Annotated in this window: 15 protein-coding genes; 7 read left to right on the top strand and 8 right to left on the bottom strand. The window is 52.3% G+C overall.

Features of this window, described 5'->3' with window-relative positions; translation table 11 throughout:
* Window positions 1-11: 11 nt before the first annotated feature.
* Both tatE and AC0TN7_RS17135 read right to left on the bottom strand, forming a co-directional pair.
* Window positions 12-215 carry a twin-arginine translocase subunit TatE gene (gene tatE, locus AC0TN7_RS17140; RefSeq protein ID WP_023310742.1) on the bottom strand — a complete coding sequence of 68 codons (204 nt, stop codon included), beginning with the start codon at window positions 213-215 and terminating at the stop codon, window positions 12-14.
* A gap of 125 nt (window positions 216-340) precedes the next feature.
* Window positions 341-1,129, bottom strand: coding sequence for a deaminated glutathione amidase (locus tag AC0TN7_RS17135; RefSeq protein ID WP_248272881.1), 789 nt, complete (start codon window positions 1,127-1,129; stop codon window positions 341-343).
* Between the two features lie 67 nt (window positions 1,130-1,196).
* Here AC0TN7_RS17135 and crcB point away from each other — a divergent pair, with 67 nt between their 5' ends.
* Window positions 1,197-1,580, top strand: coding sequence for a fluoride efflux transporter CrcB (gene crcB, locus AC0TN7_RS17130; RefSeq protein ID WP_024907010.1), 384 nt, complete (start codon window positions 1,197-1,199; stop codon window positions 1,578-1,580).
* A gap of 219 nt (window positions 1,581-1,799) precedes the next feature.
* Here crcB and cspE read toward each other — a convergent pair whose 3' ends face one another.
* Both cspE and pagP read right to left on the bottom strand, forming a co-directional pair.
* A complete protein-coding gene (gene cspE / locus AC0TN7_RS17125) occupies window positions 1,800-2,009 on the bottom strand; it encodes a transcription antiterminator/RNA stability regulator CspE (RefSeq protein WP_002439184.1) in 210 nt (69 codons plus the stop codon).
* A 190-nt stretch (window positions 2,010-2,199) separates the two neighbouring features.
* Window positions 2,200-2,817, bottom strand: coding sequence for a lipid IV(A) palmitoyltransferase PagP (gene pagP / locus AC0TN7_RS17120; RefSeq protein ID WP_080350496.1), 618 nt, complete (start codon window positions 2,815-2,817; stop codon window positions 2,200-2,202).
* A 393-nt stretch (window positions 2,818-3,210) separates the two neighbouring features.
* Here pagP and dcuC point away from each other — a divergent pair, with 393 nt between their 5' ends.
* Together dcuC and rna are read left to right on the top strand one after the other, a co-directional pair.
* A complete protein-coding gene (gene dcuC / locus AC0TN7_RS17115; protein ID WP_032649567.1) occupies window positions 3,211-4,578 on the top strand; it encodes an anaerobic C4-dicarboxylate transporter DcuC in 1,368 nt (455 codons plus the stop codon).
* 94 nt (window positions 4,579-4,672) lie between these two features.
* Window positions 4,673-5,482, top strand: coding sequence for a ribonuclease I (gene rna, locus AC0TN7_RS17110; protein ID WP_024907007.1), 810 nt, complete (start codon window positions 4,673-4,675; stop codon window positions 5,480-5,482).
* On the opposite strand, the gene AC0TN7_RS17105 is transcribed toward rna, so the two are convergent.
* Window positions 5,476-6,093 carry a flavin reductase family protein gene (locus AC0TN7_RS17105; protein WP_148769598.1) on the bottom strand — a complete coding sequence of 206 codons (618 nt, stop codon included), beginning with the start codon at window positions 6,091-6,093 and terminating at the stop codon, window positions 5,476-5,478. The two genes, rna and AC0TN7_RS17105, sit on opposite strands and share 7 nt — an antisense overlap.
* A gap of 246 nt (window positions 6,094-6,339) precedes the next feature.
* On the opposite strand from AC0TN7_RS17105, the gene rnk reads away from it, so the two are divergent.
* Both rnk and yldA read left to right on the top strand, forming a co-directional pair.
* On the top strand, window positions 6,340-6,750 hold the full coding sequence (gene rnk / locus AC0TN7_RS17100; protein WP_024907006.1) for a nucleoside diphosphate kinase regulator: 411 nt from the start codon (window positions 6,340-6,342) through the stop codon (window positions 6,748-6,750).
* 139 nt (window positions 6,751-6,889) lie between these two features.
* Entirely contained in the window at window positions 6,890-6,979 is a 90-nt protein-coding gene (gene yldA, locus AC0TN7_RS17095; protein ID WP_008501020.1) for a small membrane protein YldA, read from the top strand.
* 10 nt (window positions 6,980-6,989) lie between these two features.
* Here yldA and AC0TN7_RS17090 read toward each other — a convergent pair whose 3' ends face one another.
* On the bottom strand, window positions 6,990-8,228 hold the full coding sequence (locus AC0TN7_RS17090; RefSeq protein ID WP_024907005.1) for a zinc-dependent alcohol dehydrogenase: 1,239 nt from the start codon (window positions 8,226-8,228) through the stop codon (window positions 6,990-6,992).
* Window positions 8,229-8,408: 180 nt separating this feature from the next.
* Here AC0TN7_RS17090 and uspG point away from each other — a divergent pair, with 180 nt between their 5' ends.
* A complete protein-coding gene (uspG, locus tag AC0TN7_RS17085; RefSeq protein WP_023310731.1) occupies window positions 8,409-8,837 on the top strand; it encodes a universal stress protein UspG in 429 nt (142 codons plus the stop codon).
* Between the two features lie 60 nt (window positions 8,838-8,897).
* On the opposite strand, the gene ahpF is transcribed toward uspG, so the two are convergent.
* Both ahpF and ahpC read right to left on the bottom strand, forming a co-directional pair.
* Window positions 8,898-10,463, bottom strand: coding sequence for an alkyl hydroperoxide reductase subunit F (gene ahpF, locus AC0TN7_RS17080; protein ID WP_024907003.1), 1,566 nt, complete (start codon window positions 10,461-10,463; stop codon window positions 8,898-8,900).
* Window positions 10,464-10,650: 187 nt separating this feature from the next.
* Window positions 10,651-11,214 carry an alkyl hydroperoxide reductase subunit C gene (ahpC, locus tag AC0TN7_RS17075; RefSeq protein ID WP_008501015.1) on the bottom strand — a complete coding sequence of 188 codons (564 nt, stop codon included), beginning with the start codon at window positions 11,212-11,214 and terminating at the stop codon, window positions 10,651-10,653.
* A gap of 622 nt (window positions 11,215-11,836) precedes the next feature.
* Here ahpC and citR point away from each other — a divergent pair.
* Window positions 11,837-12,736 carry a DNA-binding transcriptional repressor CitR gene (citR, locus tag AC0TN7_RS17070; protein ID WP_024907002.1) on the top strand — a complete coding sequence of 300 codons (900 nt, stop codon included), beginning with the start codon at window positions 11,837-11,839 and terminating at the stop codon, window positions 12,734-12,736.
* Window positions 12,737-12,893 lie beyond the last annotated feature (157 nt).

Genomic DNA, 12,893 nt, shown 5'->3' with positions numbered 1-12,893 from the left:
AGGCGTTGCTGTCACTCTTTGTGAGAAAGCTTGTCTGCCGGGACGTCATCCTCGGCGCTTTTCTTCGCTGCTGCATCATCGTCGTTCATCGCTTTCTTAAAGCCTTTGATGGCAGCCCCCAGGTCACCACCCAGCGTGCGTAACTTCTTGGTACCAAACAGCAGGACGACCAGTGCGGCAACCACCAGCAGTTTGGTAATACTAATCTCACCCATAGATACCTTCTTTACTTAAAACAGGCTGCATTCAGCGCCAAAACCTGATTGTATTAACGGTCATTTAGCGCGTGCACACAATAGCAATCTGTAACAAGGTGAATCAAGCATTGTTGAAAAAAACATCACAATAATTGCGGTGGCGCAAACCGACGATTGCGAAGAACAGGTAGTTGCTGACGTGCAAGCGTAATTCTCTCTAAGTTTATCTCCGCCACCAGCAAATGCGGGGCTTCAGCGGCGGCGGCGATCGTCACCCCCAGCGGATCGACCACCCTGCTTTGCCCGATGTTTTTCGTGCCACATTCCCCTGCGGCAACCACATAGCAGGTTGTATCCAGCGCACGCGCCGCAAGCAGCGTTGCCCAGTGGTGCTCTTTTAACTGCCCGCGAACCCACGCGGCAGGGAGTACCAGTACGTCCGCACCCTGCAGCGCCAGATGGAGCGCCAGCTCGGGAAAACGCAGGTCATAGCAGGTCATCAACCCGATCTTAAATCCGTCAATCTCCAGAAGCGGTGGGATACTGTCTCCGGGGTCAACGCGCCGCGACTCCTGAATGCTGAACGCATCATAGAGATGCAGCTTGGCGTAGCGTGCGACAATGGCCCCGCCACGGATAGCCACAAGCGTATTGACTGCGCGACCCAGCGTGGAGGGGACATGGATCGTTAAGATCGTCGTCATCGTATTGCCCACGCTCTGGGCGAGCAGTTGCTGCAAGAATTCGCCGTCCAGCGACTGCGCGGACTTCACCGATAAATCCGGGTCATTATCATCCCTGGCCAGCAGCGCTTCAGGGAGAACCAGCAGCGACGCGCCTTTCTGCCGGGCCTGCATCATCAGGTTGACGCATGTTATCGCGTTCGCCTGCCAGTCAGGCGTGACCGCAAATTGCCCTACCGCAACATACATATTTGTCCCCTCATCATAAACGGCGTTAAACTCGCTTCTCTTACACATCAAATAGCAGGTATTTAGCGTGTTACAACTACTTTTAGCCGTTTTTATTGGTGGGGGAACGGGTAGCGTTGCGCGATGGTTTCTGAGTATGCGGTTTAATCCTCTTCATCAGGCGATTCCTATGGGGACACTGGCCGCTAACCTGATTGGTGCCTTTATCATTGGCATGGGTCTGGCCTGGTTTAACCGAATGACGCACATCGACCCGATGTGGAAAGTCCTGATTACGACGGGTTTCTGCGGCGGGTTAACCACCTTCTCGACGTTCTCCGCAGAAGTCGTGTTTCTCTTTCAGGAAGGCCGTATCGGCTGGGCACTGGCGAACATCGCGATTAACATGCTCGGCTCGTTTGCGATGACGGGGATCGCATTTTGGCTCTTTTCCTCCGCAAGCACGCATTAACCGTCGAACCGTTAATGTTGGCTTAATTTTTCTCTGTCACTCTGAATGCAGAACTGAACGAGGGTGACAGAATGAAACAGAGTCTGATGAGCGCAGGCATGGTGTTGTTAAGCGTGCTGATCGTTGCCAGCTTCCTGAAAATGTATCTGCTTGGCTGATTCAAAACGAAAAAAACCCGCTCAGGGAGCGGGTTTTGAAATTCTTGCTGACGCGTCTGAATTACAGAGCGATTACGTTAGCAGCAGAAGGGCCTTTGGCACCGTTAGTGATTTCGAACTCTACACGCTGACCTTCAGCCAGAGTTTTGAAACCATTAGACTGGATTGCAGAGAAGTGTACGAACACGTCTTTGCTGCCATCTTCAGGAGTAATGAAACCGAATCCTTTGGACTCATTAAACCACTTAACGTTACCTTTAATCTTAGACATCAAAATTACCTTTACATTAAAAAACGACACAAATGCTGTGTCGGTTACCAGTACATCAATTGTGGGACCTTTTGTCCAGCGGATCTTTGATAAAAAGTGACTAAAGTCGCGTTAATTTTCACTGGCAGATTTTTATCGTTTATGAATCAACGCCTGCGCGTTTTTTCACCACTATGTAACGTTTTGTCAGTTAAAACTGAAAACGCATCCAGGCGAAGTAAACGTTTCCGTTGTTGTACGTACCCGGGATGTAGGTCATCTGGAACGTTGCGGGGCCATAGCCAATAGAGGCCAAAGGCAGCAGCACCGGGATCGGGATGTAGTTCCAGTTGTCACGTGCAGTGACCCCGGCGGTATAGCCCAAACCGACGTGGAAGTTCTCGTCCGCTAGCGGACGCCAGGTTTTCTCCCAACCATATCCCCCAATCGGCTCCCATTTATTAAACGAGTCTTTGAAGGCCATCAGATAGATGCCATGCCAGTTTCCCTTTTCGTCCCAGCGAGACTGACCAAAACCCGCGCCCCACGGACGCTCGTTGTATTTATCGGTTTTCTCTTTGTCATAAGCAAAACGCGCATGCCACGTTATTGCCGGAACATAGAGATCATAATGTTCAGGAGCCGTCCAGGTCTGGGAAACATTATCCGTAAAGGTGGAGAACCAGCCTTTGTCCGTCGCGTTGCCTTCTGCCTGTGCAACAGAAGAAAACGTTAACTGCCCAAAAATAAACAACAAAACAGAGAAAAATGTATTACGTACGATCACAATGCAATTACCATTCTTAGTATTCGAGGCAAAGTTTACCATAAAATAGTTGAATCAAGGCTTAACGGCATCGGCGTTATTCCTAATTATTCGGCCATTTTCCGGGAATATTCTTAAAGAAATCGGGGGATATGCTCAAATAAGCCTACAAGAGGTGTGACTTTTCCCATTTAGCGTTCGTAATCAGTGACATGCAAAACCACACAAAACATTAACAATTTGTTATCATTATTGGGACACATTGCGCCATTTCTGATGGTCAAGACCCTCATGGTATAAATGTATGGGCCATGGCAAAAACACGCTTGTTCTGTTCTCTAGTCGTCTGTTTATTGATTTTAATCAGCAAGAACAGGCCAATTATTCGGCACATTTCCATCCTTCTTTTTTTATTGATTTTTTGTGCTCCACTGCAGCAGAGATACAGGGGAAATCATGCTTACGCTATTCGAACTCCTTATTGGAGTCGTCGTCATTGTCGGCGTCGCGCGCTACATCATTAAAGGCTACTCGGCCACGGGCGTATTATTTGTTGGCGGTTTAACGCTGTTGATTATCAGCGCACTGATGGGGCACCAGGTGTTACCTGCCAGCGCCACGAGCACCGGTTACACCGCTACAGATATTGTTGAATACATTAAAATATTGCTCATGAGCCGCGGCGGCGATCTGGGCATGATGATCATGATGCTGTGTGGTTTTGCGGCCTACATGACCCACATCGGCGCCAACGACATGGTCGTTAAACTTGCCTCAAAACCCCTGCAGTACATTAACTCGCCGTATCTGCTGATGGTCGCCGCCTATTTCCTCGCCTGCCTGATGTCGCTGGCCGTTTCGTCGGCTACCGGACTTGGCGTACTGCTGATGGCGACCCTGTTCCCGGTCATGGTAAACGTCGGTATCAGCCGCGGCGCGGCAGCAGCCATTTGCGCGTCTCCGGCCGCGATTATTCTTTCCCCTACCTCCGGCGACGTCGTGCTGGCGGCAAAGGCAGCGGAGATGTCGCTCATCGACTTCGCCTTTAAAACCACACTGCCGATCTCCATTGTTGCCATTGTCGGCATGGGTATCGCGCATTTCTTCTGGCAGCGCTATCTCGATAAGAAAGAAAACATCAGCCATGAAATGATGGACGTGAGTGAAATCACCACTACCGCTCCCGCGTTTTATGCCATTCTGCCCTTCACGCCGATTATCGGGGTGCTGATTTTTGACGGCAAATGGGGTCCGCAGCTGCACATCATCACCATTCTGGTTATCTGCATGCTGCTGGCTGCCGTGCTGGAATTTGTGCGTGGTTTTAATACGCAAAAGGTGTTCTCGGGTCTGGAAGTTGCCTATCGCGGTATGGCGGATGCCTTCGCTGGCGTGGTGATGCTGCTGGTGGCAGCAGGCGTTTTTGCCCAGGGTCTGAGCACCATCGGCTTTATCCAGAGCCTGATCTCTATCGCCACCTCGTTCGGATCGGCCAGTATTATCCTGATGCTGGTTCTGGTGGTGCTCACCATGCTGGCGGCGATGACCACGGGTTCCGGTAATGCGCCTTTCTACGCTTTCGTTGAGATGATCCCGAAACTGGCTCACTCCTCTGGTATTAACCCGGCCTATCTCTCCATACCCATGCTGCAAGCGTCGAACCTGGGCCGTACCATCTCCCCGGTATCAGGCGTGGTGGTCGCCGTTGCCGGGATGGCGAAAATCTCACCATTCGAAGTGGTAAAACGTACCTCAGTGCCCGTTATGGTTGGCCTGATTATCGTGATTATCGCCACGGAAGTGCTGGTTCCCGGCGCGGCCTAAGCTAAATTAGGGATATCCAAAAAGCGCCTGCGGGCGCTTTTTATGCTTTAATAACCCTCAGAAATTAATCACGCTCATTCGATCAGGAAATCATATGTTCAGGAAGGATATCGTCATCCCGTCTGGCGCAATGGCGCTTGCACTCTGTATCTTCTCCGCACAGGCGGAACCGCTGAAGGCAACCCAGTATGGCGATTTCGATCGCTATGTGCTGGCTTTGTCCTGGCAAACCGGGTTTTGCCAGAGCATGGTCGAGCGCAACCGTAATGAACCTGACGAATGTCGCCTGCAAAAAGAGCGCGAGAATAAAGCCGATTTTCTGACCGTTCACGGGTTATGGCCCGGCCTGCCGAAATCTATTGCCGCACGCGGCGTGGATGACCGTCGATGGATGCGTTTTGGCTGCGCCACACGCCCCATTCCGAACATGCCGGAAGTGAAGGCCAGCCGCAAATGCGATGCCGCCGAAACCGGACTGTCGCTTTCCGCTGCCGCAAAGCTCAATGACGTGATGCCGGGCGCGGGCGGGAATTCCTGCCTGGAACGCTACGAATATGCCAAACACGGCGTCTGCTTTGGTTTTGACCCGGATGCCTATTTCGGCACGATGGTACGGATGAATCAGGAGGTTAAAAACAGTGCGGTCGGAAAATTCCTCGCCGATAACTACGGGAAATCCGTCAACCGTAGTGATTTTGACAGTGCCGTGGCCAAAAGCTGGGGCAACGAGAACGTCAAAGCGTTCAAGCTGACCTGCAACGGCAATCCGGCGTATCTCACCGAGATGCAGATTTCGCTGAAGGCAAACGCCATTAACAACCCGCTTTCTGCGACCTCATTTGCCCCGCAGCCACATCCGGGTAACTGCGGAAACCAATTCGTGATTGATAAAGCCGGCTACTGATCCGCGCCCGGGCGCACCATATCAAACCGGTTTTCATCGCTGATGCCATAGTACGCCGTCGGCCCACCCGCACGCAGGATGGGCTGCGCTTTCGCCGTCTGGTATATTCCCTCTTCCAGCAGCGTTTCGGCAATATGGATACCGACCACCTCCCCCAACACCAGCCACGTCTCCACCGGCGTACCGTCGGCACCGGTAAGCTGAATGCACTGCGACAGTCGACACTCAAAATTCACCGGGCTTTCTGCAACGCGTGGGGCGTTAACCAGCTGGCTGGCCGCTGGCGTGAGTCCGGCAAAGCTAAATTCATCCCGATCGTGGGGAAGCATCGCGGAGGTTTGGTTCATCGCTTGCGCGAGATCGCGCGTCGCCAGATTCCAGACAAACTCTTTTGTCTCAGTAATATTACGCACGCTGTCCTTCCAGCCGTTGCTGGAAAAGCCGATGATCGGTGGGCGATAGTTAAAGCAGTTAAAGAAACTATACGGCGCAAGGTTCAGCTGACCGGCCTTATCGCATGAGGAGATCCAGCCTATCGGACGTGGGCCAATAATGGCGTTCAGCGGGTCATGCGGCAGGCCGTGCCCCTGAGACGGTTGGTAGAAGTACATAATGCTCTCTCGTTGGCGGGCAACGCCCGGATTCAGGACACTCAGCGTAACGTATTCCGCCAGGAATGAAGACTGAATAAATTTCAGCGAAAATTCATATGGACCATGAATGTGACTTTCATCACTTCAAACTTGCGCGCTCAGCCAGTATCATCGGGAGAGTTAAACCCTCGCTGCCAGACGGCGAGGGTTTTCTTTTGGATCAGTTTCTGCGTTAGACGCAGCATTAACGACATGGAGTAAAAAATGTCCAGACCTACCATTATCATCAATGAGCTCGACGCAGAACGTATCGACAGGCTGCTGGAAAAAGCAGAATTTGCCTCGCTCCCCGTGGCCGACGCCCTGAATGAAGAACTCGACCGGGCACAGATGTGCACGCCTGAGACGATGCCGCATGACGTAGTCACCATGAACAGCCAGGTGAAATTCCGCAATCTGACCACCGGTGAAGAGCTGACCCGCACGCTGGTTTACCCGGCGCAGATGACCGACAGCAGCGCACAGCTTTCTGTGCTTGCGCCTGTGGGTGCCGCACTGCTGGGACTGCGTACGGGGGATACGATCCACTGGGAATTGCCGGGCGGCGCTTCAACCCATCTGGAAGTGCTGGAGCTGCTCTACCAGCCAGAAGCCGCAGGCGATTACCTGCGTTAATCTCTTCTGAATAAGCGCCTATCCGCTTTGCACAGAGGATGCCGCCGCATCCTCTTTCCGCAAATTCACACGATTTTCCTATACCGCGCAAAATGGCCTTAATCCACGCTTAATCTGTTTTGGTGCCGCGGGGACGGTCATGAGTGAGATAGGCGTTATCACACTTATCTTTCTGATTTTTGTGGCGATTATCGTCACGGCAGTGCTCTATCTTGAACGCCACTGGTAAGCGAACATTCTCAAGCCACCCCACCCGGGAAGGCATTCACCAGGCCCTTGACGGTCTGCTCTGCGGCTTCGGGGGTCTCTGCGCCCGGGACCAGAATCACCTTCCGGCACTCCTCCTCCCGTTTTTCGAAAATCTTATAGGCGCGTTCCGCATCCGCAAGGGGGAGATAATGGGTCACGATCTCTTCCGGCGTAAGCAGCCCTTTTTCGATCAGCGGTAACAGTTCACCCAGCCAGGCATGGACGTGCGTCTGACCCATCTTAAACGTCAGCCCCTTATCAAAGGCATCGCCAAACAGGAAGCCATGGATAAACCCGGCGTACACGCCGGGTACGCTAACTACCCCACCGCGCCGCACGGCAGCAATGCATTGACGCAACGCTTTGCCGCTGCTGCCTTCAATTTTTAGATTGCTGAGGATCGTTTCCGTGGTGCTGCCTTTCGCTTCAAACCCGACCGCATCAATCACGGCGTCAACGCCGCGCTGGCCCGCGGTCTGCTCGATGATTTTTTCCGCGGCGTCGTTGTCATCATCAAAGTTGATGGGAATTGCGCCGTATCGTGCCTCGGCAAATCGCAACCGGTACGGGTGGTGATCGATAACAAAGATCTGCTCAGCCCCCAGCAGCCGTGCGCAGGCAATGGTCAGTAGCCCCACCGGCCCGGCGCCGAAAACGGCTACGCTTGAACCTTTTGCAATCTGCGCATTTTTTGCCGCCTGCCAGGCCGTGGGCAAAATGTCGGAAAGGAAAAGTGCTTTATCATCAGAAAGAAGCTGCGGGACTTTAAACGGCCCGACGTTCCCCTTCGGCACGCGAACGTATTCCGCCTGTCCCCCCGGCACACCGCCGTAGAGGTGGCTATAGCCAAACAGCGCGGCCGGCGCGGGGATTTGCTTTTTGTTCAGCGCGGCGCCCTGCCCGGCATTGGTATTCTCACAGGCCGCGTATTGCTGCAGACGACAGAAGAAACAGTCCCCGCATGCGATGACAAAGGGGATCACCACGCGATCGCCTTTTTGCAAATTCTTTACCTCTGCACCGCACTCGACGATTTCCCCCATAAACTCATGGCCAAAAATATCGCCGTGCTGCACCTTCGGGATCTTTCCGCGATAGAGATGCAAATCGGAGCCGCAGATCGCCGTGGCCGTGACGCGCAGAATGATATCGTCGGGCTGTTCGATGATGGGGTCAGGGACATTCTCGACGCGAACATGGTGTGGACCGTGATACGTAAGTGCTTTCATGCGACCTCCGAAAGGTTCCAGGTAAGTCTATAAGGGTAGCTACCCATGAAGGTCTGCCCCGGAATACGGGTCTTTTGAGATTTATCCTGGCGAGATAAGAAAACTGACGGGGCGCTTACAGAAACCATTAATATTTTGTGGTTGAATGAGTACAGCGTTTATAAACAAGGAGAAACGGGTATGTATCAGAGAATCATTATGCCGGTTGATGTTTTTGAGATGGAGTTGAGCGACAAGGCCGTTCGCCACGCGGAGTTCCTGGCGCAGCAGGACGGTGTCATCCATCTGTTGCACGTGCTCCCGGGATCAGCCAGCCTGAGCCTGCACCGCTTCGCTGCCGATGTGCGCCGCTTCGAGGAGCATTTGCAGCATGAAGCGGAAACGCGTCTGCAAACCATGGTCAGCCACTTCAGTATTGACCCTTCACGGATCAAAACGCACGTCAGATTCGGCAGCGTACGTGATGCGGTAAATGAACTGGCGAACGAGTTGAAGGCAGACGTGGTGGTCATCGGTTCGCGCAACCCTTCCATTACCACACATCTGCTGGGCTCTAACGCCTCCAGCGTGATCCGCCACACACACATACCGGTGATGGTCGTCAGATAAAAAAAGAGGCCACCTTTCGGTGGCCTCTCGCTATTGCAGGTATCGCCTTACTTTCTTTTCTTATGCGGTTTTGGTGCGAATCAGATAGTCAAACGAACTCAGCGACGCCTTCGCCCCTTCGCCCGTGGCGATGATGATCTGTTTGTACGGCACGGTAGTACAGTCACCCGCCGCAAACACGCCCTTCACGCTGGTTTCACACTTCGCATCGATGATGATTTCGCCCATGCGGTTGCGCTCAATCGCGCCTTCCAGCCAGGTGGTGTTTGGCAGCAGACCAATCTGCACGAAGATCCCTGAAAGCTGCACGCTGTGAACGTCGCCGCTCACGCGGTCACGGTATTCCAGACCGGTCACCTTGCTGCCGTCGCCCTTCACTTCCGTGGTCTGCGCGTTCAGTATGATGTCGACGTTTTTCAGGCTGCGAACTTTGTCCTGCAGAACCTGGTCGGCCTTCATCTCTGGTGCGAACTCCAGAAGGGTGACGTGTTCAACAATCCCCGCCAGGTCGATAGCCGCTTCCACGCCGGAGTTACCGCCGCCGATCACCGCCACGCGTTTACCTTTAAACAGCGGGCCGTCGCAGTGCGGGCAGTAGGTCACGCCTTTGGTGCGATACTGATCTTCACCCGGGACGTTCATGTTGCGCCATTTCGCACCGGTGGCAATGATGATGCTGCGCGCTTTCAGCACCGCGCCGGAGGCGGTTTCAATGTGGTGTAAACCACCCTCAACAGCAGCAGGTACCAGCCTGCTGGCGCTCTGGCTGTCGATCACGTCCACGTCGTAGTCGCTGACGTGCGCCTTCAGCGCCCCCGCCAGCTTCTGACCTTCGGTTTTCGGCACGGAGATATAGTTTTCAATGTCCACGGTATCCAGTACCTGGCCACCGAAGCGCTCGCCCATCAGGCCAGTGCGGATCCCTTTACGCGCGGAGTACACCGCCGCCGCCGCGCCCGCCGGACCGGAACCGACGATCAGCACGTCGTAGGCATCGCGTTTGTTCAGTGCTTCCGCCGCACGTTTTTCGGCGCCGGTATCCACTTTGGCAACGATTTCCGTCAGCGTCATACGACCCTGACCGAATTCCTGACCGTTCAGATACACCGCCGGAACGCCCATCACGTTGCGATCGGTGATTTCATTCTGGAAGGTACCGCCGTCAATTGCCGTGTGCTTGATGCGCGGGTTGAGGACCGACATCAGGTTCAGCGCCTGCACCACGTCCGGGCAGTTATGGCAGGAGAGCGAGTAATAAGTTTCAAACTCGAAATCGCCGTCGATATCGCGGATCTGCTCCAGCAGCGCCTGCGCCTCTTTCGACGGATGACCACCGGTCCACAGCAGCGCCAGCACCAGCGAGGTAAATTCGTGACCCAGCGGCGAGCCGGCAAAGCGCGGCCCCAGCTCAGAGCCTGGGTTAGTAATCAGGAAAGAAGGCTTACGGACGTTAAGCGAATTATCTTCTTTGAAGGTCACTTTTGGCGACAGTTCGGCGATCTCAACCAGCAGTTCCTTGATCTCTGCCGATTTCGCGCTGTCGTCCAGCGTGGCAATCAGCTCAACGGGTTTGGTCAGTTTCTCAAGATAGGCCTTGAGCTGGGTTTTCATATTAGTGTCGAGCATTATTCTTCCCTCTCTTAAAACGTCATCATGCAAGCTGCCTTACACAGGCGGCCTGAATGCAACTTGCATCATGGTGCTGGAATGAAATGGGCGCGGGGGCGCCCATTGATTGCCGGGTGGCACTTCGTTTACCCGGCCTACGATACTGTAGGCCTGTGCAAGCGCAGCCCCGCCAGGCTTTACAGACTTAGATCTTGCCGACCAGGTCTAAGGATGGAGCGAGAGTCGCTTCGCCTTCTTTCCATTTCGCCGGGCACACTTCGCCTGGGTGAGAAGCCACGTACTGCGCTGCTTTCACTTTACGCAGCAGGTCAGACGCATCACGGCCGATACCTTCAGCGGTAACTTCGATAGCCTGGATAATACCCTGCGGGTCAACAACGAAGGTGGCGCGGTCAGCCAGGCCTTCATCTTCACGCATGTTGTCGAAGTTACGGGTCAGGGCGCCAGTCGGGTCGCCGATCATCGCGTATTTGATTTTTGCGATGGTTTCAGAGCTGCTGTGCCATGCTTTGTGGGTGAAGTGGGTATCGGTAGACACAGAGTAAACGTCTACGCCCAGCTTCTGCAGTTCGTCATAATGGTCAGCCACGTCGCCCAGTTCGGTCGGGCAAACGAAGGTGAAGTCAGCCGGATAGAAGAAGAAGACGCTCCAGCGACCTTCGGTATCTTTCTCGGTTACTTCGATGAACTCACCGTTTTTGAACGCCTGGTTTTTGAAAGGTTTAATTTTAGTGTTAATCAAAGACATCTGTACTTCCTCCGTGTTTTCGTTGAGATGTAAGGTAACCAACTTTATCCATCGGGGCTAATGCGTATGCTTTATCAAATCAATCAGCCAAACCTTACAACGTCGACAAGACAACAAGGTGAACCTTTTACAGGAAAGCCTGAAAGTAAAAAGGCCGCCTCAACGGGCGGCCCTGATACCTGAATTCCCCGCAGGTACATTCAGTGCCAGCCGAAGCTGGCGTTGCGTTGCGCTCTACAACCCTTTATATCAAGGGGTAACAGCCCTTTGATTACACCACCCGTTCAGGAATTGGGCAATCCATAAGAGAGGTATTCCTGCCTATGGCTGCGATAGGTTTTGCCAAACATCATTTCGGGACGTTATAAATTTATTTTCATTATAAAAATACCTCAATATATAAATGACAATTGTTATTTAAAATGCTCACTCCAACATCTGAGATAAAATTATCTTAATGTTCATTGAAGCACTATTTCAATAATCTGGCGTCATGATATATTAAGGTGAATTTAATTTAAATTTAAGAGGGTTAATCGAAAGGATTGTAAATGGTTAACTTCAAACTATAGTTATCAGTGATGTGATAACCACAGCAAACACAGCATCCTCAGGACGAAACATGGCAAACCTCTACGACCTTAAAAAATTCGATCTTAATCTGTTAGTCATTTTCGAGTGCATTTATCAACATCTTAGTATCAGTAAAGCCGCCGAGACGCTGTATATCACACCCTCTGCCGTGAGTCAGTCACTGCAACGCCTGCGAGGACAACTCAACGATCCTCTGTTTATCCGTTCCGGTAAAGGGATCACGCCCACGACCGTCGGCGTCAATTTGCATCATCATCTGGAACAGAACCTGAACCAGCTTGAGCAGACTATCAATATCATGCACAGCAGCGGGTTGAAGAAGAATTTTGTCATTTACTGCCCGCAGTTTATGAGCACCAAAACGATGCTTGAGCCAATGAAACTGCTCATGAACAAGTATAACTATTCGATTGAATTACATGATGTTTTTCTTGCCCCTGATTCAGCAGAAGATCTCCTGGCTTACCGAAAAGCCGACCTGATATTTTCTTTTTCCTCCTCAAGCAGCCGCTCAATTGCCTCCAGCCTTTTCCATAAGCTGCCTTTTGTGCTCGTTTGCCGGAATGATCATCCCCGCTTGAGCGGAAATCCCACGCGTGAAGAGATTCTGAATGAACAGTTCACCGCCTACCTGAGCGATGAGAACAGCGTCAAAGACTACCAGGAAAAAGCCGAGAGCCTGTTAACCGAAAGAAATATCGTTTATCGAAGCGACTCTTTTATATCCCTTCTGTCGGTGATCAGTTCATCCGACCTCATAGGGTTAGCGCCCACGCCGGCCTTTGAACAATATGGTCCAGCGCTTAACCTGCGCAAAGTAGAGACAGACATTCAATTTCCCAGCATTGATATTTACATGATGTATAATCGCTCCGCACTGAATAGCTCAGCATTCGCGAGTTTTATTGAAGAAATAACTTTACCGTGAGATGTTAGCGTGGTTTTCACACAGGATGGGAACCACCTTTTCCAGAAACATACACCATCGTTATATAAACATTCAGCATTAACTTTATACACATCATAAATTATTGACTGATATCATTCTCACTCTAGTATTGACACTAACGTCTGGTATTTATTCC

This window comes from Enterobacter sp. PL_is511, from assembly GCF_055816065.1.
This window is presented reverse-complemented; position numbering and strand designations above follow the sequence as displayed.

Excerpts from the sequence above, each read along its gene's own strand:
- uspG (WP_023310731.1), top strand. The coding sequence starts at position 8,409 with ATGTATCAGAGAATCATTATGCCGGTTGATGTTTTTGAGATGGAGTTG.
- yldA (WP_008501020.1), top strand. The coding sequence starts at position 6,890 with ATGAGTGAGATAGGCGTTATCACACTTATCTTTCTGATTTTTGTGGCG.
- dcuC (WP_032649567.1), top strand. The coding sequence starts at position 3,211 with ATGCTTACGCTATTCGAACTCCTTATTGGAGTCGTCGTCATTGTCGGC.
- rnk (WP_024907006.1), top strand. The coding sequence starts at position 6,340 with ATGTCCAGACCTACCATTATCATCAATGAGCTCGACGCAGAACGTATC.
- tatE (WP_023310742.1), bottom strand. The coding sequence starts at position 215 with ATGGGTGAGATTAGTATTACCAAACTGCTGGTGGTTGCCGCACTGGTC.
- ahpC (WP_008501015.1), bottom strand. The coding sequence starts at position 11,214 with ATGTCTTTGATTAACACTAAAATTAAACCTTTCAAAAACCAGGCGTTC.
- pagP (WP_080350496.1), bottom strand. The coding sequence starts at position 2,817 with ATGGTAAACTTTGCCTCGAATACTAAGAATGGTAATTGCATTGTGATC.
- AC0TN7_RS17090 (WP_024907005.1), bottom strand. The coding sequence starts at position 8,228 with ATGAAAGCACTTACGTATCACGGTCCACACCATGTTCGCGTCGAGAAT.
- citR (WP_024907002.1), top strand. The coding sequence starts at position 11,837 with ATGGCAAACCTCTACGACCTTAAAAAATTCGATCTTAATCTGTTAGTC.
- rna (WP_024907007.1), top strand. The coding sequence starts at position 4,673 with ATGTTCAGGAAGGATATCGTCATCCCGTCTGGCGCAATGGCGCTTGCA.
- AC0TN7_RS17105 (WP_148769598.1), bottom strand. The coding sequence starts at position 6,093 with ATGTACTTCTACCAACCGTCTCAGGGGCACGGCCTGCCGCATGACCCG.
- ahpF (WP_024907003.1), bottom strand. The coding sequence starts at position 10,463 with ATGCTCGACACTAATATGAAAACCCAGCTCAAGGCCTATCTTGAGAAA.
- cspE (WP_002439184.1), bottom strand. The coding sequence starts at position 2,009 with ATGTCTAAGATTAAAGGTAACGTTAAGTGGTTTAATGAGTCCAAAGGA.
- AC0TN7_RS17135 (WP_248272881.1), bottom strand. The coding sequence starts at position 1,129 with ATGTATGTTGCGGTAGGGCAATTTGCGGTCACGCCTGACTGGCAGGCG.